Annotated in this window: 22 protein-coding genes; 12 read left to right on the top strand and 10 right to left on the bottom strand. The window is 70.5% G+C overall.

The annotated features are described in order from the left end of the window. Nucleotides 1-35: 35 nt before the first annotated feature. Complete coding sequence (locus ABZ815_RS27280; RefSeq protein WP_357702654.1) at nucleotides 36-743, top strand: acetoacetate decarboxylase family protein; 708 nt, start codon at nucleotides 36-38, stop codon at nucleotides 741-743. Here ABZ815_RS27280 and ABZ815_RS27275 read toward each other — a convergent pair. The 6 genes from ABZ815_RS27275 to ABZ815_RS27250 form a co-directional block, all read right to left on the bottom strand. After that, nucleotides 740-1,624 (bottom strand): glycosyltransferase, encoded by an 885-nt coding sequence (locus ABZ815_RS27275; RefSeq protein WP_357702652.1) that lies wholly within the window; start codon nucleotides 1,622-1,624, stop codon nucleotides 740-742. The genes ABZ815_RS27280 and ABZ815_RS27275 overlap by 4 nt on opposite strands. A 186-nt stretch (nucleotides 1,625-1,810) precedes the next feature. Next, the gene (locus tag ABZ815_RS27270) at nucleotides 1,811-2,578 is read right to left on the bottom strand and encodes a CDP-alcohol phosphatidyltransferase family protein (protein WP_357702650.1); all 768 of its coding nucleotides are present in this window, start codon (nucleotides 2,576-2,578) and stop codon (nucleotides 1,811-1,813) included. Further along, nucleotides 2,556-3,596 carry an iron-containing alcohol dehydrogenase family protein gene (locus ABZ815_RS27265; RefSeq protein WP_357702733.1) on the bottom strand — a complete coding sequence of 347 codons (1,041 nt, stop codon included), beginning with the start codon at nucleotides 3,594-3,596 and terminating at the stop codon, nucleotides 2,556-2,558. Before ABZ815_RS27265 ends, ABZ815_RS27270 begins: the two co-directional genes overlap by 23 nt. A 29-nt stretch (nucleotides 3,597-3,625) precedes the next feature. Next, on the bottom strand, nucleotides 3,626-4,360 hold the full coding sequence (locus ABZ815_RS27260; protein ID WP_357702648.1) for a phosphocholine cytidylyltransferase family protein: 735 nt from the start codon (nucleotides 4,358-4,360) through the stop codon (nucleotides 3,626-3,628). A 77-nt stretch (nucleotides 4,361-4,437) separates the two neighbouring features. Continuing rightward, nucleotides 4,438-5,061 (bottom strand): DUF5941 domain-containing protein, encoded by a 624-nt coding sequence (locus tag ABZ815_RS27255; RefSeq protein ID WP_357702646.1) that lies wholly within the window; start codon nucleotides 5,059-5,061, stop codon nucleotides 4,438-4,440. A gap of 52 nt (nucleotides 5,062-5,113) precedes the next feature. Further along, nucleotides 5,114-6,529: a CDP-alcohol phosphatidyltransferase family protein gene (locus ABZ815_RS27250; protein WP_357702645.1), complete on the bottom strand. Its 1,416-nt coding sequence runs from the start codon at nucleotides 6,527-6,529 to the stop codon at nucleotides 5,114-5,116. A 91-nt stretch (nucleotides 6,530-6,620) separates the two neighbouring features. Here ABZ815_RS27250 and ABZ815_RS27245 point away from each other — a divergent pair, with 91 nt between their 5' ends. Together ABZ815_RS27245 and ABZ815_RS27240 are read left to right on the top strand one after the other, a co-directional pair. Further along, a complete protein-coding gene (locus ABZ815_RS27245) occupies nucleotides 6,621-7,355 on the top strand; it encodes an IspD/TarI family cytidylyltransferase (protein WP_357702643.1) in 735 nt (244 codons plus the stop codon). A 69-nt stretch (nucleotides 7,356-7,424) separates the two neighbouring features. Then, nucleotides 7,425-9,158, top strand: a complete 1,734-nt coding sequence (locus ABZ815_RS27240) for a CDP-glycerol glycerophosphotransferase family protein (protein WP_357702641.1) — start codon at nucleotides 7,425-7,427, stop codon at nucleotides 9,156-9,158. On the opposite strand, the gene ABZ815_RS27235 is transcribed toward ABZ815_RS27240, so the two are convergent. Further along, on the bottom strand, nucleotides 9,159-10,175 hold the full coding sequence (locus tag ABZ815_RS27235) for a glycosyltransferase family 2 protein (protein ID WP_357702639.1): 1,017 nt from the start codon (nucleotides 10,173-10,175) through the stop codon (nucleotides 9,159-9,161). It abuts the gene before it with no gap. An 81-nt stretch (nucleotides 10,176-10,256) separates the two neighbouring features. Between ABZ815_RS27235 and ABZ815_RS27230 the strand changes: the two genes are divergently transcribed. The 5 genes from ABZ815_RS27230 to ABZ815_RS27210 all read left to right on the top strand — a co-directional run bounded on the left by ABZ815_RS27230 (nucleotide 10,257) and on the right by ABZ815_RS27210 (nucleotide 14,230). Further along, a complete protein-coding gene (locus tag ABZ815_RS27230; RefSeq protein ID WP_357702637.1) occupies nucleotides 10,257-11,699 on the top strand; it encodes an LCP family protein in 1,443 nt (480 codons plus the stop codon). Nucleotides 11,700-11,734: 35 nt separating this feature from the next. Next, nucleotides 11,735-12,082: an STAS domain-containing protein gene (locus ABZ815_RS27225; RefSeq protein ID WP_357702635.1), complete on the top strand. Its 348-nt coding sequence runs from the start codon at nucleotides 11,735-11,737 to the stop codon at nucleotides 12,080-12,082. 109 nt (nucleotides 12,083-12,191) lie between these two features. Next, complete coding sequence (locus ABZ815_RS27220; protein WP_357702633.1) at nucleotides 12,192-12,344, top strand: hypothetical protein; 153 nt, start codon at nucleotides 12,192-12,194, stop codon at nucleotides 12,342-12,344. A gap of 213 nt (nucleotides 12,345-12,557) precedes the next feature. Continuing rightward, on the top strand, nucleotides 12,558-13,397 hold the full coding sequence (locus ABZ815_RS27215; RefSeq protein ID WP_357702631.1) for an LLM class flavin-dependent oxidoreductase: 840 nt from the start codon (nucleotides 12,558-12,560) through the stop codon (nucleotides 13,395-13,397). A gap of 140 nt (nucleotides 13,398-13,537) precedes the next feature. Then, a complete protein-coding gene (locus ABZ815_RS27210) occupies nucleotides 13,538-14,230 on the top strand; it encodes a DUF4097 family beta strand repeat-containing protein (protein ID WP_357702629.1) in 693 nt (230 codons plus the stop codon). Nucleotides 14,231-14,291: 61 nt separating this feature from the next. Here the strand turns inward: ABZ815_RS27210 and ABZ815_RS27205 are convergent, their stop codons facing one another. Beyond that, nucleotides 14,292-14,954, bottom strand: a complete 663-nt coding sequence (locus ABZ815_RS27205; protein ID WP_357702627.1) for a hypothetical protein — start codon at nucleotides 14,952-14,954, stop codon at nucleotides 14,292-14,294. Between the two features lie 473 nt (nucleotides 14,955-15,427). On the opposite strand from ABZ815_RS27205, the gene ABZ815_RS27200 reads away from it, so the two are divergent. From ABZ815_RS27200 to ABZ815_RS27190, 3 genes are all read left to right on the top strand, one after another. After that, nucleotides 15,428-15,664: a hypothetical protein gene (locus tag ABZ815_RS27200; protein ID WP_357702625.1), complete on the top strand. Its 237-nt coding sequence runs from the start codon at nucleotides 15,428-15,430 to the stop codon at nucleotides 15,662-15,664. 424 nt (nucleotides 15,665-16,088) lie between these two features. Then, nucleotides 16,089-16,547: a hypothetical protein gene (locus ABZ815_RS27195; protein WP_357702623.1), complete on the top strand. Its 459-nt coding sequence runs from the start codon at nucleotides 16,089-16,091 to the stop codon at nucleotides 16,545-16,547. Between the two features lie 63 nt (nucleotides 16,548-16,610). Continuing rightward, nucleotides 16,611-17,111: a GNAT family N-acetyltransferase gene (locus tag ABZ815_RS27190; RefSeq protein WP_357702621.1), complete on the top strand. Its 501-nt coding sequence runs from the start codon at nucleotides 16,611-16,613 to the stop codon at nucleotides 17,109-17,111. On the opposite strand, the gene ABZ815_RS27185 is transcribed toward ABZ815_RS27190, so the two are convergent. After that, nucleotides 17,096-17,401, bottom strand: coding sequence for a hypothetical protein (locus ABZ815_RS27185; RefSeq protein WP_357702619.1), 306 nt, complete (start codon nucleotides 17,399-17,401; stop codon nucleotides 17,096-17,098). The two genes, ABZ815_RS27190 and ABZ815_RS27185, sit on opposite strands and share 16 nt — an antisense overlap. A 46-nt stretch (nucleotides 17,402-17,447) precedes the next feature. Continuing rightward, nucleotides 17,448-18,101 (bottom strand): DNA alkylation repair protein, encoded by a 654-nt coding sequence (locus ABZ815_RS27180; RefSeq protein WP_357702731.1) that lies wholly within the window; start codon nucleotides 18,099-18,101, stop codon nucleotides 17,448-17,450. A 105-nt stretch (nucleotides 18,102-18,206) separates the two neighbouring features. Between ABZ815_RS27180 and ABZ815_RS27175 the strand changes: the two genes are divergently transcribed. Continuing rightward, entirely contained in the window at nucleotides 18,207-18,866 is a 660-nt protein-coding gene (locus ABZ815_RS27175) for a hypothetical protein (RefSeq protein WP_357702617.1), read from the top strand. Nucleotides 18,867-19,388: the final 522 nt, after the last annotated feature.

Below are 19,388 nucleotides of genomic sequence, written 5' to 3'. Positions count from 1 at the left end.
TGGCCAGCGGGCGCCGGGGTTGATGTACTGGACCCATGGCATCGCATCTGATCCAGGGCCGGACGGTGGGCATGCCTGTGCGAGTGGAGGACGCGGAGGTCTGCAGCGCCTTCTACGCGGTGCGGGCCGACGCGGCGCGGGCCGTGATCGCCTACTCCGGCCTCGACGTGGCCGAGGTGTTGCCCGGCAAGGCCGTGTGCGTGCTGCTGTTCGTCGACTACCGCAGGGGCGACCTCGACGCCTACCACGAGTTCGGGATGGCCTTCCTGATCCGGCGGCCGGGGACGGCGGGCAAGATCGGGCTCGGCGACCTGCGCGGCGCGGGCGTCTTCGTCCACTGGCTGCCCGTCGACCAGCGGTTCACGCTGGAGGCGGGGCGGACGATCTGGGGCTTCCCCAAGGAGCTGGCCGACATCGAGCTGCGGCTCGGGTCTCCGTACAAGCGGTGTGTGCTGCGCAAGGACGGCAGGCTCGTGCTCGACCTGCTGATCAGGCCCGGGGTGCCGGCGCCGGCCGCCATGGCGCCGCTCGACGCCTTCACCCATCTGGAGGGCGTCACCCGGCGCATCCCGTGGTCCGTACGCGCCGAGGGCGCCCGCGTGCGGCCGGGCGGCGCGCTGATCCGCCTGGGCAACCACCCGATCGCCAAGGAACTCAGCGAGCTGGGGCTGCCCAAGCGGGCGCTGTTCGCCTCGACCGTCTCCCGGGCCTCGATGACCTTCGGCGAGGCGGAGGCGGTCTAGACGATCGGCGGACGGCCGAGCTTGACCATGCGCCAGGCGGTGCGCCAGGCCATGGCACGCCGCTCGCCCGCGGGCGTGCGCAACCCCTCGAAGAAGCCGGAGAACCACGCCTTGATCGCGACCCCCGAACGGCGCTCGCGGATCAGGGTGAGCACCACCCAGTTGGTCAGGTAGAGGAACGCCAGCGGCCACGGCAGGTTACGACGGGCCAGCCAGACGCGGTTACGGGCGTTGAGCCGGTAGAACTGCGCATGGCGGGTCGGCGGGACCTGCGGGTGGTACATGACGGTCTCGGCGTCGTACTCGATCCGGTAGCCCTCGCCCAGCAGGCGCCAGGCCAGGTCGGTCTCCTCGTGCGCGTAGAAGAACTTCTCCGGCAGGCCGCCGACCTGGAGGAAGGCCGAACGCCGCACGGCCGAGGCGCCGCCCAGGAACGTGGTGACCGGCGAGGAGCGCTGCGGATCGCCCGCACGCAGCCGGGGCACGTGCCGCCGCTGGCCGACGCCGCCCTCGGGGTCCATCACCCGGAAGGAGATCACCGCGAGGTCGGGCTCGGTGGCGAACCGGTCGCGCACGTGGGCGACGACCTTCTGGTTGGCGTACCAGCCGTCGTCGTCGAGGAACAGCACGACGTCGCCGGAGCACTCCTCGACGCCGCGGTTACGGCCGGCGGGAATGCCGGTGTTGTGGTCGAGCCGGATCGTCTTCACGACCGCGGCCGAGCCCTCGGGTGGCGTCGCCGGCACCTGGGGCACGTCGGCGCCGTTGCCCACGATCACCACTTCGACGTCGCCGTCGATCTGGTTGAGCGCGGACTCGACGGCCCGGTTCAGCTCCGCGACCCGGTTGCCCATGGTGAGGATGACGCACGAAATCTTCAACGGGTCATCGTCCTGACGCGTTGAGGACACGAGCGGAGCATACTTTCATGATCACCGAGTCTGCTGGTCTGCATCTTGTTGACAATGGTGGAGCTAAGCGTATCGGAACCGATGGTGAACCCCCACCGAACAGCGAACGTCCGATCAATACGACGGACGGGAAGCTCCTCCGGTTCCGACATGAGATCACCCAAGCCGCCTCGACGCCATAATGCTGATCAGATGGAGCACGGTCTGCAGCGCAGCGGCGATCACGCAGGCCACGATGAGCACGCGGGAGGCCCCGAGCGTGCCGGTCGCCAGGTCGATCACCGCGGCCGCCACCGCGAGCAGGGACAGCTCGATCGGCTGCATGATCCGATGGAACTTCGTCGCCGCCAGGATTCTCCTGCCCAGACCGAGCAGCCCTGAACGGAACTGCACCGCCGACGCCTCGGAGGAGGCGCCCAGCCCGCCCTTGGCCCTCGCCACCTCCACCAGGTCGGTCTCGGCCTTGATGAGGATCGCGCCGAGCGCGGCGGCGAAGCCGAGCACGGTGTACCAGTCGGGCAGGACGGCCGAGGCCCGCCAGCCGAGCCCGGCCAGCACGGCGGCCTCGGTGAAGTAGGCCCCGACGCGGTCGAGGTAGACCCCGGCCAGCGACGTCTTGCCCGTCCAGCGGGCCAGCTCGCCGTCGGAGCAGTCGAGCAGCAGGTAGACCTGGACCAGCAGGGCGGCCAGCACGGCCGCCCACAGCCCCGGCAGGGCCAGCACGAAGCCCGCCGCGACCCCGGCGACCGTCATCACCCAGGTGAGCTGGTTGGGCGTGACCGACGTCTTGCTCGTCAGCCAGGTGACGTAGATGGACAGGCGGCGCATGTAGAGCACGCCCGCCCAGTGTTCGCCGTTCCTGCGGTCGAGATGGCCCTCTGGCTGGGCGACCCGCCGCAGCTCAGCTACCGAAGGCCCGGACATAGTCCCCCACCCGATCGCGGATCTCGGAGTCCTGCATGCGCAGGTGCTCCAGGATCGTGTAACGGCCGGGACGGGTCGACGGCGCCAGCGCGATGACCTCGGCGAACTGCTCGCCGGTCAGCCCGATGTCGGCGGGCACGACCGGGAGCTCGTGCCGGCGCAGGCAGTCGACCACCTGGGTCACCCTGGCGGCGTCCTCCCGCAGGAAGAAGCAGAAGGCGGCACCGATGCCGGCGAGCTCGCCGTGGTTGGAGGTGCCGGGGAAGAGCTGATCCACGGCATGAAGGATCTCATGATCTCCACCGCTCGCGGGCCGCGACGACCCCGCGACGACCATCGACATGCCGGAAAGGATGAGCGACTCGGCCAGGACGGTCAGGAACGCGTCGGACTCGATGCCGTCGCTCCGGCCGACCAGCGCCTCGGCGGCGGTGCGGGACATCGAGCAGGCCAGGCCGTCGATGGGCTCGCCGCGCTCGACGCTGCCGAGCTGCCAGTCCTCGATCGCCGACAGGTTGCTGACGACGTCGCCGATGCCGGCCCTGACCAGCGACTTGGGCGCGTTGTGCACGAAGTCGAGGTCGACCAGGATGGCCAGCGGCATCGGCACGCCGAACGTGCCCTTGCCCCCCTCGTACACCAGGGAGGCGGTGGGCGAGCAGATGCCGTCGTGGGAGAGGTTGGTGGCCACGGCCACCATCGGGATGCCCGCGAGCGAGGCGGCGTACTTGGTCGCGTCGATCGTCTTGCCGCCGCCGACCCCGACGACGACCTCGTAGGCGCCCTTGCGCAGGTCGGCGCCGAGCGAGACGGCCGCCTCGACCGACCCGTCGCTCACCCTGAACACCTCGGCCTCGCCGAGCGTGGGCGCGATCAGGCTCTCGATGTGATCGCCCTGGCCGGGCCCGACCGCCACGGCCACGCGGCCGGAGGTCGCCACACGGCTGTCGGCCAGCAGGGCGCCGAGCTCTGCGACGGCGCCGCGCCTGACCTCCATGGTCAGGGGCGCCGGCAGCATCCTCGCTAGAAGCGGCATGCGCGCTCCCTCTAGTAGCGAACGGCTATGGTGCGAGCCTTGGCCAGGTCGTCGTGGTTGTCCACCTCGACCCAGTCGACCTCGCCGATGGGCGCGACGTGGACGGCCTCGCCGCGCTCGACCATCTCCTGGTAACCGTCCTCGTAGTAGAGCTGGGGGTCGCGCTCGAACGTCGCCTTGAGCGCGTCGGCCAGCCGCTCGGCCGCGCCGGGCCTGATGAGCGTGGCGCCGATGTACTCGCCGTACGCCTCGGCCGGGTCCATCAGCTTGGTGATGCGGCGCAGCGAGCCCTCCGGGGAGAGGGTCACCTTCATCTCTTCGTCGGCCAGCTTCTTGACGTTGTCGACCGCGAGCAGCAGGTCGCTGGTCTCGGGGGCGGCCAGCAGCGTCTTCTCCACCGAGACGGGGTGGACGGTGTCGCCGTTGACCAGCAGCACGCCCTGGGCGAAGTAGTCGCGGGCGCACCAGAGGGAATAGGCGTTGTTCCACTCCTCGGCCTTGTCGTTGTGCACGAGGGTGAGCTTGACGCCGTGGCGCCGCTCCAGCTCCTCCTTGCGCTCGTGCACGGCCTGCGCCGCGTAACCGACGACGACCACGACCTCCCGCAGGTCCACCTCTGCCAGGTTGCGCAGCGAGATGTCCATGATCGTGGTTTCGCCGTCAACCGGCACGAGCGCCTTGGGCAGCGTGTCGGTGTACGGCCGCAGGCGTCGTCCGGCCCCGGCGGCCAGAACCATTCCCAGCAACGTGCACTCCTCGGTCGAGCATGACTACGTGTGCCCAAAGGTTAGTTGCCTTTGGCCCCTTCGCGGGTAATCCGGCGTTAGTCTTGCGTTCCCATCTCGCTCGCCTCGACGCCCGAGCGGGGCGCGGCCACCCAGCACGTGATGCTCTCCCAGCCGAACAACGCCCACAGGTAGAGGGTCAGCAGCACGTACCCGGCGGTCATCCAGCCGGCCAGGGCGGCCAGCGAGACCGCCATCATCCGGCCGTCCCAGCCGAGGCCGAGCGTCGAGAGCCAGGGCGGCGGGTAGACGCGCTGGCGCAGCCGGTAGACCAGGTCGTAGTGGTGGAAGGCGAGCGCGCCGAGCAGCAGGAACGTCAGCACGGGCGGCAGGCCGTGGGCGAAGCCGCAGGCGGCGATGAAGCTGTACTCGATGAGCCGCAGGATCGGCGGCACGAGCCAGTCGAAGCGGCCGTCGTGCGGGTGGGTGCTGCCCGGCCCGGCCAGCAGGAGCGTCACGGCGGGCGCGAACACCGCGAGCCCGTCGGAGCCGGCCACGCCGATCAGCAGCAGCACGCCCGTGACGAACGTGCCGGCGATCACCGGCGGCAGCGGCGGGAGCTGCCCGGCCACGAGCAGGCCCATCGCGCGCGAGAGCGGCCCGTCGTCGCGGTAGGCGACGACCTTGCTCTCTGGCACGGGGGTCATGTGCACGGAGATCACGCTGCCCACCTCGCAATCCGTCGGACGGCCGCCCCGCCGTGCCGGACGCCGCTCACCGGGCCGACCTCGCGACGCGCCCGGCGAGCTGGTAGAGGGCGGCGACCCCGCCCCAGCACAGCAGGGACACGAACGTCACCCTGGCGTTCCACACGGCGGCGGTGACGGCGATCAGCGCGGTCCGCTCGCCGATGGGCAGCACGACGATCTTCCTGAACCAGCGGGCGACCGAGTCGCCCTCGATCCGCCGGGCGAGCCCGAGCACCCCGTGGGCCTGCCGCGCGTCGCCCGGTTCCAGCAGCGACCGGGCCGGCCTGGCCCACAGCGCCCCGACGCGGCCCGCGTCGGCGACCGCCCCGGCGTAGGAGTAGTCGACGGAGTGCCGGACGACCTGCGCGATCATCGCGGCGGCCGCCAGGTACCAGATGGCGGTCCCGCCGTAGCCGAAGGCGAGCCCGACGTAGACCAGGTACTCCTTCAGCCGGTCGGCCATGCCGTCGGCCCAGGCGCCGAGCGGGGAGAACGCGCGGGTGTAGCGGGCGAGCTGCCCGTCGAGGCAGTCGAGCGCGAACGACATCAGGAACAGCACGCCCCCGGCCACCCGTCCGGGCTGGGTGCCGGCCGAGAACCAGACGGCGGCCAGCGCGGCCAGGCCGATCGAGACCCCGGTGACGGCGTTGGGGGTGAGCTTGAGGCGGACGGCCGGCTTGATCAGGTGGCGCGACCAGGTCGAGACGAAGAACGTGGCGAAGAAGCCGTCGTCCTCCTTGACCGAGGTGTCGAGCCTGACCCTGGCCTCGTCGACCTCGGCGAGCCTGGTCAGGGCGCTGTCGGCGGCGTTCTGGCCGGTCACGCGGTCGGCGTGCAGCGGGCCGATCGAGGCGGCGCGCACCCGTACGCCCGCTCTGACCAGGCCCACCAGCAGCAGGTCGACCGCCTCGACGGCGGTCACCGGGCCGAGCTTGCCGAGGTCGGCCAGCTCGGCCAGCTCCTCGGCGAGGTCGGCCAGGGACGCCAGGTCGGCCTCGCCGGTCTGGAGCACGCCCCTGAAGGTCGCGTTGGCCTCCGGGACGGTGTGGAACGAGCTGCCGGCCGCGACGATCCGGCCGGACTCGACGCGCACGGGCGGCCGCATCGGGGCGGCGGCGTCGTCGTGCGAGACGAGCGCCCCGGTGTCGTGCGCGGGATGTTCGAGCAGGAGCGCGAGCGCCTCGGTGTGGGCGACGAGGTCGGCGGGGAGCACCACGACCGTGCCCGAGGCGACCCGGGCGATCTTGGCCACACCCCGCAGGTCGGCGCCGAGCCCGCCACCGGGGGTCACCACCTGGACGTCACGGACGGGAAGCACGGCGAACTGGTCGCTCAGCCGGTCGAGCAGCGTGCCGTCGGCGCAGGAGAGCCGGCACGCCGGGGTCGTGGCGAGCAGCACCACCGAGGTGGTCGTGCCCTCGCGGATGAGTGAGTCGGGCAAAGCGCAGGTCTCCTCCCGGTAGGGAGTGCGTGGACTCAGCGTAGCGACAGGGGGGCGCGATATCACGGAACAGGACCGTTACGCTGCCGACATGGATGCAGCGCGGCGGTCGGTCGGAGTGCTCCTCGCGGGAGGCGTGGGGCAGCGGGTCGGACATGAGATACCCAAACAGCTCATCGAAGTAGCCGGGCGGACGATTCTGGAGCACTCGATCGCGGTGTTCGAGCAGGCGCCGGAGATCGACGAGATCGTGGTGCTGATGACGCCGGGCTTCACCGACCGGGTGAAGGAGATCGTGGCGAACGGCGGCCACCGCAAGGTCACCCAGATCGTGGAGGGCGGCCGGAGCCGTACGGAGAGCACGTGGCGGGCGTTGCGCGCGCTGGGCACGCAGGAGTGCGACGTGCTGCTGCACGACGCCGTACGGCCCCTTCTGGAGCCGCGGATCATCACCGAGTGCGTGGCGGCGCTGCGTACCCACCGGGCCGTCAACGTGGCGATCCCGAGCTCCGACACGGTCCTGGTGGCCGTGCCGGCCCCGGACGGCGAGGTCATCGGCGAGGTCCTCGACCGGTCGCGGCTGCGCCGCAGCCAGACGCCGCAGTGTTTCCGGCTCTCGGTGATCCGCGAGGCGTACGAGCGGGCCATGGCCGACCCGGGTTTCGCCGCCCGCCCGGCCACCGACGACTGCGGCGTGGTGCTGCGCTACCTGCCCGAGGTGCCGATCCACCTGGTCCAAGGCAGCGAGCGCAACATCAAGGTCACCCATCCGGACGACCTGCGGATCGCCGAGCAGCTCTTCGCGATCAAGGGGTCCATCTCCTGACGTGTCCGGGCATGTCGTAGACGTTCGCGTGGAAGGCCCTTGACCTGCGGGTTGTTACCGTGCGGTCGCATGAGAAGACTGCTGGCGATCGGCGCGCTGCTCGGCTGCTACCCCATCCTGCTGGCGTCGGCGCTGTGGCCGGCGCCGCTGCTGTTCGGGCTGGTCGCCGTGGTCTCCTACGCCATGGAGCTCGCCGCCGGACGTCTGGCCGACGGGCTGACCGACCTGCTCAGCCGGATGCACCTGGGGACCACCCTGCGGTTCGCGGCCAGGGAGACGGCCGCGCTGCTGCTGGTGGCGCGGGTGTCGGGGGCCGACTCGCCGTGGTTCGTGGCGCTGGCCGCCGGGCTGTTCGCGCTGCACGGCGCGCGGGCCGCGCACTCGGGCCTGGCCATCCGCCTGCGGCAGACCTTGAGCAGCATGCCGGTGACCACCCGCAACCTCGACGTGTCCGCGTTGCGCATCCCCAAGATGCCGCCCCCGTTCCTGGGCGCCCATCGCGGCCTGCGCTTCCTCGGTCTGGACGCCCTGCCGGTGCTCGGCGCGACGTTCGGCGCGGCGGCCGGCGCGCTCGGCGCGGGCGTGGCCTTGGTGCTCGGCGCGGCGGGCGTGCTGGCGCTCCTCCCGTACGTGCGCCGCGCCCGTCCGCTCGGTGACCGGGCGCGGGTGCTGGAGGTCGTGGGCGAGCAGGTCAGGGCCTACGACCCCGAGGTCATCCTGTACTTCTCCGGCGCGACGGCCGCCGCCTACCAGGCCAGGATGTGGCTGCCCACGCTCGAACGCATCGGCAGGCGCGCCATCGTCGTGCTGCGCGAGCGCGGCATGGCCAGGCACCTGGAGTCGACCACGCTGCCGATGGTGTGCATCCCGTCCTCGGCCGACCTGATGAGCTTCCGCGCCCTGTTCGGCGCCAAGCTCTGCCTGTACGTCTCCAACGTCGGCCGCAATGTCCACATGCTGCGCATCCCGACCCTGCGCAGCGTGTTCCTCAACCACGGCGACAGCGACAAGGAGGCGTCGTTCAACCCGTTCTCGCGGGTCTACGACGAGGTGTGGGTGGCCGGGCCGGCCGGGCGCGACCGTTACCGCCGGGCCCGGGTGGGCGTCCGCGACGAGAGCATCCACGAGGTCGGCCGTCCGCAGCTCGAAGGCATCTCGACCGAGGGCCCGCGGCTGCCGTACCGGACCGTCCTGTACGCCCCCACCTGGGAGGGCTGGAACGACGACCTGTTCCACACGTCGCTGATCACCATGGGCCCGCGCATCGTGCGCGCCCTGCTGGACCACGACCCGCCGCTGCGGATCATCTACAAGCCGCACCCGCTGACCGGCCACCGGGACAAGAGCGCCGCGCGGGCGCACCGCAGGATCGTGTCCATGATCGAGGCGGCCGAGCTGGCGAAGTCGAAGGCCAGGCATCCGTCGAGCCCCGGCGGGGCGCCGGAGGTCAGGCACCTGATCGTCACCGCCGAACGCCCGCACCTGTACGAGTGCTTCAACGAGTGCGACCTGCTGATCAGCGACATCTCCAGCGTCGTGGCCGACTTCCTGGCCAGCGAGAAGCCGTACGCGGTGACGAACGTCGCGGGATTGCCCGAACGCGCCTTCCACGAGCGCTACCCGAGCACCGAGGCGGGGGTGCTCCTCGGCGAGGACCTCGCGGCCCTCGCCGGTTTCCTGGACGGTGAGGACACCCTGGCCCGAGCCAGGATCAAGCTCAGGAGCTACCTGCTCGGGCCGGAGTACCCGGACGCGCTGACCCGCTTCGACGCGGCCGTCGAGCGGGTCTTCGCGGGTTCGTGATCAGTGTGGCGGCCTGGCCAGTTTCCGTGGGCTGGTGAGGAAGCCCCAGCCCCACGAGACGTGCATCGCCGCGTAGACGAGGGGCAGCCGCAGCTTGGCGGCGCCCGGGAGCCCGCTGCCGGTGACCGCCGAGCCGGCCACGAGGGCCAGCGCGTAGCCCCCGGGGACGACGAGCGTGAGCGGGAAGAACGGCGACAGGACCAGCCCCAGCGCCATGGCCAGCACCGCGGCGGGCGGCGCCAGGTAACGCAGGTTGATCGTGCCCTCGTGGGTGCGCGCGACCACGCGCCGCCAGCGGCCGTAGTGGAAGTACTGCTTGGCCAGGGCCTTCACGTTGGGCCGCGGACGGTAGGAGACCCGCATGCGCGGCTGGAACCACACCAGCCCGCCGGTCTGGCGGATGCGGTGGTTCATCTCCCAGTCCTGGGCCCGCTGGAAGTGCTCGTCGTAGCCGCCGACCCGGTCGAGCGCCGACCGGCGGAAGACGCCGAGGTAGACGGTGTCGGCCGGGCCCGCGGTGCCGCCCACGTGGAAGGCGGCGGCGCCGACGCCGATCTTGGAGGTCATGGCGCAGGCCACGGCCTGCTCGAACGGTGTGACGCCTTCGGCCGCCATGACGCCGCCCACGTTGTCGGCGCCGGTCTCGGCCAGCGTCTCGACGGCGACGCGCAGGTAGTCGGAGGGCAGCATGGCGTGCCCGTCGACCCTGGCGATGATGCCGTTGCGTGAGGCGGCGATGGCGGCGTTGAGCGCGTTGGGCGTGCGACCGGTCGGGTTGGGCACCACGGTCACCCGGCGGTCGGCCGCCGCGATGGCGTCGGCGACCTCCTGGGTGCGGTCTTGGGACGGACCCACGGCGAGGACGACCTCGATCTCACCGGGGTAGCTCTGGGCGAGGACCTGGTCGACGGCCTCGCGAAGGTGCCGCTCCTCGTTGAGGACCGGCATGACGACGGAGATGGGGGGCCAGCCGCGCGTCTCCGCGGGCGCGTGCGGCGAGTCGGGGAACTGCTTCATGGCGGGGCTCACGCTACTGTACGACCAGGGGAGAAGGGCAATCGAAAGCCCTACGTCCCCGGCGGATACGAGGAGGAGGGCATGCGCGAACCGGGCGAGGAGGACGGCGGCGTGCTGGTGGGCGGCGACGCCTACGGCGGCGTCAGGCTGACCCCTGCCACCCGTCCCCGCAGGCCCGTCAGGAGTGCCAAGGCGCGCCGCCGCAACGTGATCGTCGCGGGCGTGCTGTCCACGGGCATCCTGGTCACCACCGGCGTGGTCTGGGCGACCCCGCGCCAGATCGGCACGGTCGACGCGGGCGTCACCGCCCCCAAGTCGCAGGGGGCCGAGAACATCCTGCTGGTCGGCATCGACAAGCGCGACGACCTGACCCGGCAGCAGCAGAACCAGCTCAAGCTGGGCCGCGAGTCCGGCCAGCGCACCGACACGATGATGGTCATCCACCTGTCGGAGGACCACCAGCGCGTCACCGTGGTGAGCCTGCCGCGCGACACCTGGACGACGGTCCCCGGCAAGGGCGACCACAAGATCAACTCGGCCTACCAGTACGGCGGGCCGAAGCTCACCATGCAGACCGTCAAGGCCGCGACCGGGCTGGAGATCAACCGCTACATCGAGGTGAACATCCTCGGGTTCATCGACGTGGTCGACTCGCTCGGCGGGGTCACCGTCTGCACGCCCATCCCGATCAACGACCCGAAGACGGGCCTCAACCTGCCGGCCGGCACCCACCAGCTCCAGGGCGCCCAGGCGCTCGGGTACGCCCGCACCCGCGCCACCGCCCGCTCCGACCTCGACCGCATCGACCGGCAGCAGCAGGTCATCTCCGCGCTGCTCAACCGCGCGCTCAGCGCCGACACGCTGGCCAATCCGGCCAAGCTCGCCGCGTTCGTCAACTCCACGCTGAGCACGGTCAAGGTCGATCCCGACGACGGGCTGATCGGGCTGGCCTCCCAGCTCCGCGACGTCTCGCTGGAGGACGTCCGGTTCGCCGACGTGCCGCTCGCGAACGTCGACTTCAAGGCCCCGACCGGCGAGTCCGCGGTGTTGTGGGACCGTCCGGCGGCCCGCGACATGTTCCGCCGCATCGACGCCGACCAGGACCTCGCCAAGCCCGCGCCGACCAAGACGGCCACGCCCGCGCCGGTCAAGACGGTGGTCCCGCCGGAGAGCGTCACGGTCAAGGTCATGAACGGCACGCTCATCACGGGGCTGGGGGCGCGTACCAAGTCGGCGCTGGCGGCCTCCGGGTTCAAGGTGCCCGGCGAGCCCGGCAACACCGGCAAGAAGGACCACAAGCAGACTCTCGTGCGTTACGCCGCCGGCCAGGAGGCCGCCGCCCGCCTGGTGGCGTCCGTCATCCCGGGCGCGGAGTTGCGGCAGGCCGACGTCGAGGGCGTCGAGGTGATCGCCGGCAGCGACCAGCCGAAGATCAAGAAGCTCAAGCAGCCGGACGCACCGTCCAGCAAGCCGAGCGCCACCCCGACGACCAAGACCGCCATGGAGAACATCTGCAAGAAATAGGCATAACTAGGTAAAGCCAGGGCACGTGAATTGCCATGGTGGTCAAGTCTTGGCGGGAGGACCCCTGTACCGTCCTGCACGTCGTCGGCGATCTCGACGTGGCGGGCGCTCCTCGGCTTCGCGCCGAGCTCGATCAGGCGCTGGCGGCGGCTGATCCGCTCAATCTGGTGATGGACCTGACCGAGGTGCCCTTCTGCGACTCGGTCGGGCTCGGCGTCCTGGTGGCGACGCTCAACCACGTCCAGGACCTGCGCGGACGGATGATCCTCGTCCTCGGGCCGGGCATGATCCGGCACCTTCTGACGATCACCAATCTCGACCGGCACTTCGAGACCAGCGCCACGCTCGGCGAGGCCCGCGCCGCCCTCGACCCGGCCGCCTGACCCCGTCCGGCCCAGATCATGGACGTGATGTCATTGAGGGCACATCTCCCCGGAGCCAGCGGCTCGTAGGCTCCCGGGAAGATCCCTCTCACGTCCGGAGGCCCGCACGTTGTTCGACGAGTTCCCCGAGCCTGCCCGCTCCCAGCTCGCCGTCGCCTTCGCCGAGGGCAGGACCCGGCCGGAGTGGTGTTTCGCGGAAGGCCGGGCGCACCTGGCATTCTGGGCCCCCTTCGCGGGCGCGGACCCGGTGATCGTCCGGTAGTTCGAGCCCGGCCCCGCCCCCGCGGCGGCGGCCGCGCTGCGCCGCGACCTGCGCCCCGACGAGGTGCTCGCGCACGGCACGCGCACGCCGGCCGGGCCGGCTGCGGCGCGTCGTCGCCGGGGCCGACGTGGGCGACACGCCTACCGCGAACGCCTTCCTGCGTGCCGGATACTCGGAGGTCGGCCGGCTGTTCACCTACTACTGGAGGACTTCGTGAGACTTGGCGTGATGTTCGACCGGGATCTGCCGCCCGAGGAGCTGATCCCGTTCGCCCGGGCGCTCGACGAGACCGCCGTCGACGACCTGTGGGTGGTGGAGGACCTGGGCTGGACCGGCGGCGTCTCGGCGGCGGCCACCGCGCTGGCCGTCACGTCCCGGCTGCGCGTCGGCATCGGCATCACCCCCGCGCCGCTGCGCAATCCGATGCTGCTGGCGATGGAGATCGGCAACCTGGCCCGGATGCATCCCGGCCGGCTGGCCGCGGGCATCGGGCACGGCGTGCAGGAATGGATGCGCCAGGTCGGCGCGGCCGTGCCGTCGCCGCTCGCCCTGCTGGAGGAGACGATCACGGCCGTACGCGCCCTGCTGCTCGGCGAGACGGTCACCCTGCACGGCAAGGCGGTGCACCTCGACGGCGTGTCGCTGGTGCATCCGCCGGCCGTGCCGCCGCCCGTCCTGGCGGGCGTGAAGGGGCCGCGCTCGCTGGCGCTGTCGGGACGCGTCGCGCAGGGCACGATCGTGCCGGAGGGCGTCGGCCCGGCGCAGCTGCCCGGCATCGCCGAGCGGATCGCCGGGGGCGACGACCACGAGCTGGGCGTCTTCACCTTCCTGCACATCGGCGAGGAGGCGGACCGGCTCGCCCATCCGGTGGTCCGGGACCAGGCGGCCTACCTGGGCGTGTCGCCGCACGACGTCGTCATGGCGGCCGGGACCCCTGAGCAGGCGGCGGAGCAGGTCAGGAGCATGTGGGCGGCGGGTGCGGGGACAGTGGTCGTCCGGCCACTGGGGCGCGATCCCCTGCCGCACGTGCACGCCCTGCTGTCGGCGCTGTAGCGGGCTCGGGTTCCCCCGGCGCCTTGGCGTCGGGGCCGTGGTTCCTATGGCCGAATGGCGGAGGGGCATCGGTCGAACGGCCGATGGGGCTTCGCCGCCGCTTCGCCACGATCGTTTGCATGAGGCTTTTGCTGGTAATCGTGGCAATTCTGGCGGTCACCGGGTGCAGCGTGCGCTTCGACAGCGATGAGGTGCCCGCCGTCCGGACGTTCCCGTTCACGGGGGCCGAACTGAAGATCTCGTCGTCGCTGGGCGGGGTGCGGGTGCTGCCCGCCACCAGCCCGGCCGTCGAGGTGCGGCGCTGGACGCGCGGCAAGGCGTCCACCAGCCCCTCCTGGTCGCTGCGCGACGGCGTGCTGCGGCTCAGCGCCGACTGCACGCTCATCGTCGGCGACTGCGGCGCGCGCTACCACGTGAGGGTCCCGGCCGGGGTGCGGCTGACGATCGACTCCCCCGACGGCGTCATCCTGAACGGCCTCACCCAGGACGTCGACGTCTCCAGCGGCGACCGCATCGAGGTGAAGAACACCTCGGGCAAGCTGCGCCTGCTGAGCGACTCCGGCACGATCGAGGGCGACGGACTGCGGTCGTCCAGCGTGCACGGACGCACCCTGGACGGCTCGATCTCCCTGGCCTTCGCCGCGCCGCCCGCGGACCTGGATGTGAAGTCGCGCGAGGGCGGCGTGACCGTCCGGGTGCCGAAGGACTCCTACCAGGTGAAGGTCGAGAGCCAGGACGGCTCCGAGCACTCCGACATCAAGAGCACGAAGTCCAGCTCCAGGACCATCCTCGCCCGCAGCACGTACGGGAACGTACGCGTCCTGACCCGCTGACCCTCCTCCGGCCGCGCCGGCTCTCCTCCAACCTGTGGGGCGCGCCGGTGTTTGGGAGGCGTCAGCCGACCTCCGCCTCCTGCCGGGCCTCAACCGCCCGCACGGACGTCTCCGCCTGCCGCACGGCCTTCCAGAAGTACGTCGAGCTGGGCTTGCCCGCCTCGGCGTACTTCTCGGCCAGCGCCCTGGCCATCACCACCAGCCGGCGTCCGCGGAGCTGGAAGCCCGCCGCTTCTGGCACCGCGCCGAGCGCCCGGTGGTTCCAGTACGCGGCCAGCCGCCGCCAGTGCTCGGCCTCCTTCCCATCCGCGCCGCACGCCTCGCAGGCCAGCAGGACCGCCAGCTCGTGGGCGGCCCTGGCGTCACCCCTCTCCGCCGACCGCAGCCGGAACATGCCCAGACGTCCCCAATGCAGCGGCACCCGCAGCTCCGTGGGCGAGGGCTGCCAGGACGACTGCTCGCCGGGCGCGGGCTCCAGGACGTCCCCGCCGGTCCGGTCGGCGGCCGGCGACCCGCTCCGGCGGCGCGCGGCCTCCCCCGCCTCGGCCTTGGCGGCCTGCCACAGGGCGCTGAACTCGGCGGTCAGCTCCGTCACGGACTCGATGGGCATGCCGGACTTCACCGCGATCACCTGACACACCTCGACGATGGTCCGCATCAGCAGGAAATCCGGCACTTTCTGCGACCTGCCGTTCAGCAGGTCGGACACGGTCGACTTCGGCAACGGCCGGCGCCATCTGTTTCGTTCGGGCTCTTCGGCCAAAAGGGCGAGCGCGACTTTCTCAATCCGTTTCAGCGACGGGTTTCCGCATTCGATTTCACGCAACCTGTTCAGACGTGTCACGAGCACAGCAAGGTGATCTTCACCTTGACCGACATCCTTCATGAGCCGCCCCGGTTCGGACACCGTTGTCCGGTTTAAGAGTGGAAGTGGCATTTCGAGAAGACGGGCAGGCGCCACCCTCTCGTTGCGTTGAGATAAGCAGCCATAGTGCCATAAGTCGGTCTTGTCGGGGTGCCAGGCGCATCACACACATCCGCCCCATCAGCCCTTCTCGGCCGAATCCATCCGATGTCGTCCGAATACGTCCGAGGCAAGCGCGATCACGGCCGGAACGATCAATTGCGCGGACGCGCCCCCGAGTCCCGCTGGTACTCCTACGTCAACGAACAAGCCCGTACGGCAAGGGGACACGAATGAGCAAGACAACCCTCATCTGGTCGGCGGTCAGCGGCGCCCTGCTCGCGCTGCTCGTCGGTGTCGTCGCCGGCCTGCTCGCCATCGGGAACGGCAGCACGGTCGCGGGCGCCATCATGGCGGGCGCGACGGCCTCCGGCGGCTTCGCGGCGCTCTGGATCACCGGCACCTCGGCCGTGCACACCTGGCTGAACTCCCAGAAGCCCGAGAGTCCTTCACAGGACACCAGCGGCTGACCCCACCCCTCGGCACGTCCCGCAACCACCCCCTCGGCACGTCCGGCAATCGCACCCCCTCACGCCCCGGCACGTCCCACAACCGCACACCCCCGCGCTCCGGCACGTCCCCACAACCGCACACCCCTGCGCTCCGGCACGTCCCCACAACCGCACACCCCCGCGCTCCGGCACGTCCCGCAACGCACACCCCCGCACCCGCACCCGCACGGACGGCGAACGCACCGAGGACCGGTCGGAGACCCCGCACCGGTCCCACACCTCCCCCTTGACCGCACCTTTCCCGGACCGTGCCTCCCAGGCCCGCACCTCTCCCGCCCCCGTTCCGGTCCTGCCCGTTCCGGCCCTGGTCGCGGGCGGCGGCGGGTTACGCTGGCGACCGTCCTGAACCCATTTGTCGCGAAGGCAGCACCCGGAGGCGCCCATGGCGATGCCCAGGAAGGGCTCGCGGCTCATCACGGTCGACGGCACCGACTTCCGCTGGCGAGTCAGCCGCAGACCCGCCTTCGGCGACGGCAGTTCCGCGGCCCCGCTCACCTTCGTCGTCGAACGTGACGAGGATCCCGGCCGCGTCCTGCTCGTGTCACTCCCCTGCGCCCGGCCGGACAACTGGCGGGGAGCCCGGACGATCGCGATCCGCCCGCCGCTCGTCGCCGCATGCGTCCGCCGCGCCCTCAAACAGGGCTGGACCCCCGCCCGACCAGGCCCCCGTTTCACCCTCGCCATCACCGAGGACGAACTGACCGAACTCCTGGGCGGCCCACCCGCCTACCTGGTCCCCTTCCTCTGGGGCATGATCCCGGAAGGCGGCACCATCAGGGACCTCCCCCGTGCCAGGCAGATCTGGAGCCGCGAAAGCGCCGGCACCGACCGCACGCCGTAACCCGGCCCCCTCCGGCGGCAAATCCCGTTGCCCGTCCCCACCGTCGGCGGGCAAGGTCGGAACATGGTCGAACTACGCATCCTGGAGCCCGACGACTGGCCGCTCTGGCGCGAACTACGACTGGCCGCGCTCGCCGACGCCGCCCCCGCCTGCGGTTCCACGCTGGCCGACTGGCAGGGCGACGGCGACCGCGAGGAACGCTGGCGGGCCCGCCTGACGATGCGCGGCTCGCACAACGTCGTCGCCTTCCTCGACGGCCGCCCGGCCGGGATGGCCGGCGGAGTCCCGATCGAGACTGCGGACAGCGTCGAGCTGGTGTCCATGTGGGTGAGCCCGTCCACCCGCGGCCGGGGAGTCGGGGACCACCTGATCCACGAGATCGAAAGATGGGCCACGTGGCGAGGAGCCAAGACGCTGCGACTTTCCGTCAAACCCGGAAACGCCCCGGCCATCGCGCTTTACACGCGTCACGATTTCCGGGACTCCGAAGAACTCCCCGCCCTGGACCCGAACGGATCGCGGGTGATGACGAAACTCCTCCCCGCCCTTCACAATCCTCGATGACGAGCTATGCGCGGCAGCCTCCGCACAAATTCCCGTGGGTCCTCGAAATCCCACTGCTCGCCGTTCGGGACGCCGCCGAGAACGCCGCGCCCATGAACAGCCCTCGTCCAACGCTGCGGAATCTGAACCGGTGATTCTTCCGTAGACGTCGTGCGCGACAGAGGCCAGCAGCTCGAAATCCGGCCCCAGCTCATCAAGACGATGCTGCATGCCCCGCGAGCCTTCTTCGAGCCGAAGAAATCCCTCTTGAAATCCAGGTAACGCAACACCTGAGGCAGTTCGATCAGCACGTCGGGACAGTCAGCGACCCTCTCGAACGTTTTTCGTCTCCACCCTCTAGTGAGCCGCCCCGCCCTGCTCCCGGCGTACCATCTCGGCGATCCACACCGGCGCGAACGGCGACGTGCACCCCGGGGACGTCGGATAGTCCTTGAGCACCTCCAGCCGCTCACCGATGCCGATCGCACGGGCGCGGAGCTCGGCGTGCTCGATCCCGATGTGAGCCAGACAGTTGTTCATCTCCCACTGCAGACGGTCAGGGGCGTCCTTCATCTCCGCCTCGATGACGTCGAGCAGCCCCACCAGGTCGAGCCCCTCGGGCTTCTTCGCCACGCGCTCGACGGTCAACGCCCACCCGGCGCTCGCGACCAGCGGATCGGGATCGGCCGACCAGGCCACCCGCAGCTCTTCGGCGTACCGACTCTTCTTCACCACGTAGTTCACGAGCCAGTCATGCACCTTGGGCGTACGCGCCTCGCGGACCATCGCGTCCAGTTCGTCCCGCTCGTACGCCTTCGGACGGCAGACCAGCGTCGCCAGCAACCTCGCCGCGGTGTCGCCCGTCTCCCAGAGCTCGCGCGCGAGTTCCTGCTGCGTCTTCAGCCGCTTGGCGAGGGCGCGCAGCTTGCCGAGGTTCACGCCGTGATCGTCGCCGTGTCTCTCGTTCACCTCGCGCGCCTTGGGATCCTCCAGCGCGGCCAGCTCGGCCATCACCTCGGTCAACGTCACCCCGGCCACCTCCTCAGAAGCAGCTCCAGCCTAAACGCGTTGTGACGTACCTTGGTGTGTCTCCGTGACCGGACGGACAGAGGCTGCATGAAACAGCACCAGGCTTCGAGGTGGGACGACGTCACTCTGCGCTCGACCTACAAGGACCATCTGCTCGAAGAACGCGACGAACTGGCCGACGCCGCACGCGACGGCGCCTGGTCCACAGTCTTCGAGCTGCTCGAAGAGCATCCCGAGTGGATCAACGGCGGCAGAGTCGGCGGCACCAGCGGATACGCCCCACTCCACCAGGCCGCCTGGCACGGCGCCGACGTCGGCGTCGTGCACCGGCTGATCTCCCGCGGCGCCTGGCGCACGCTCCGTACGGCTCAAGGAGAACGGGCGATCGACATCGCCACCCGCCGGGGACACCACGCCCTCCTGGCGCCACTCACCCCGGTCATCCACCACCACCTGCCGGCCGGAACTTTGAGGTCGATCCAGCACCACTTCCACGCGCTGATCCACGAACGCGCCGACGACCTGGTCACCGAGCACCAGCTACGCCTTCCCGACCTGGAACCGCTGACCGAGCAACGTCACCCGGCCTGCTGGTTCGCCGTCCCCGGCATGTACGGCGGCTTCAGCTACCGGCTGGAGCGAACCCGGCTGACCGTGGAAAGCTGGTGCCGCGTCGTCGGCGGATCGGGCCAACGCCACATCATCGACGAACACGGCCCCCGCCTCGTCGCCGAAGGCTTCGTCTGACCAACAGCCCCCGCAATCACCAGCTCGCCGACCAAGCTCTCACTCCCTACAGCACACCGATCACTCACACCCATCGCCCGACGAGCCCCACTCCGCCATGTATGACGAGCGGGCGAGACTCCATCCGGCAGCCCCTTCTTGAGGATCTGGCAGCTCATCGCCATGCGTCGGGCCTGGCTGGCCCCTTGTGAATCCAGGTGACCTCCTGTCTCCAGCCGCTCACGTCATGACCTAAAGGCGAGCGACGACAGGTCGATATGGATATGTGCACGAGTTCACGCCGGCATCTTACGGACCATGCGGGCTCATTTTAGGATTCACCTTATCCAGGCACCATACAGTGTGCGCCGTGTACAGGAGATCATGTATCATCTCATACCGATCTCCCGAAACATCTCGATATATAATATGCATATCGAGGCTCTCCAGAATACGAAGCGCACGCTCGGCCCATGCCGCAATCTCCGAATGAGGGACCGAGTTTCCCGGGATGGTCATCCCTACCCCTAGAGACTGAAGATA

The organism is Nonomuraea sp. NPDC047529, assembly GCF_040642995.1.
Classification (GTDB): domain Bacteria; phylum Actinomycetota; class Actinomycetes; order Streptosporangiales; family Streptosporangiaceae; genus Nonomuraea.
Note: the sequence above shows the minus strand (reverse complement) of the source record. Positions and strands in the feature narration are given on the sequence as shown.

What these genes read in the sequence shown, in the direction of transcription:
- ABZ815_RS27280 (WP_357702654.1), top strand. Translation starts at nt 36, where the DNA reads ATGGCATCGCATCTGATCCAGGGCCGGACGGTGGGCATGCCTGTGCGA.
- ABZ815_RS27270 (WP_357702650.1), bottom strand. Translation starts at nt 2,578, where the DNA reads ATGTCCGGGCCTTCGGTAGCTGAGCTGCGGCGGGTCGCCCAGCCAGAG.
- ABZ815_RS27265 (WP_357702733.1), bottom strand. Translation starts at nt 3,596, where the DNA reads ATGCTGCCGGCGCCCCTGACCATGGAGGTCAGGCGCGGCGCCGTCGCA.
- ABZ815_RS27245 (WP_357702643.1), top strand. Translation starts at nt 6,621, where the DNA reads ATGGATGCAGCGCGGCGGTCGGTCGGAGTGCTCCTCGCGGGAGGCGTG.
- ABZ815_RS27240 (WP_357702641.1), top strand. Translation starts at nt 7,425, where the DNA reads ATGAGAAGACTGCTGGCGATCGGCGCGCTGCTCGGCTGCTACCCCATC.
- ABZ815_RS27235 (WP_357702639.1), bottom strand. Translation starts at nt 10,175, where the DNA reads ATGAAGCAGTTCCCCGACTCGCCGCACGCGCCCGCGGAGACGCGCGGC.
- ABZ815_RS27230 (WP_357702637.1), top strand. Translation starts at nt 10,257, where the DNA reads ATGCGCGAACCGGGCGAGGAGGACGGCGGCGTGCTGGTGGGCGGCGAC.
- ABZ815_RS27225 (WP_357702635.1), top strand. Translation starts at nt 11,735, where the DNA reads ATGGTGGTCAAGTCTTGGCGGGAGGACCCCTGTACCGTCCTGCACGTC.
- ABZ815_RS27200 (WP_357702625.1), top strand. Translation starts at nt 15,428, where the DNA reads ATGAGCAAGACAACCCTCATCTGGTCGGCGGTCAGCGGCGCCCTGCTC.
- ABZ815_RS27195 (WP_357702623.1), top strand. Translation starts at nt 16,089, where the DNA reads ATGGCGATGCCCAGGAAGGGCTCGCGGCTCATCACGGTCGACGGCACC.
- ABZ815_RS27190 (WP_357702621.1), top strand. Translation starts at nt 16,611, where the DNA reads ATGGTCGAACTACGCATCCTGGAGCCCGACGACTGGCCGCTCTGGCGC.
- ABZ815_RS27180 (WP_357702731.1), bottom strand. Translation starts at nt 18,101, where the DNA reads ATGGCCGAGCTGGCCGCGCTGGAGGATCCCAAGGCGCGCGAGGTGAAC.
- ABZ815_RS27175 (WP_357702617.1), top strand. Translation starts at nt 18,207, where the DNA reads ATGAAACAGCACCAGGCTTCGAGGTGGGACGACGTCACTCTGCGCTCG.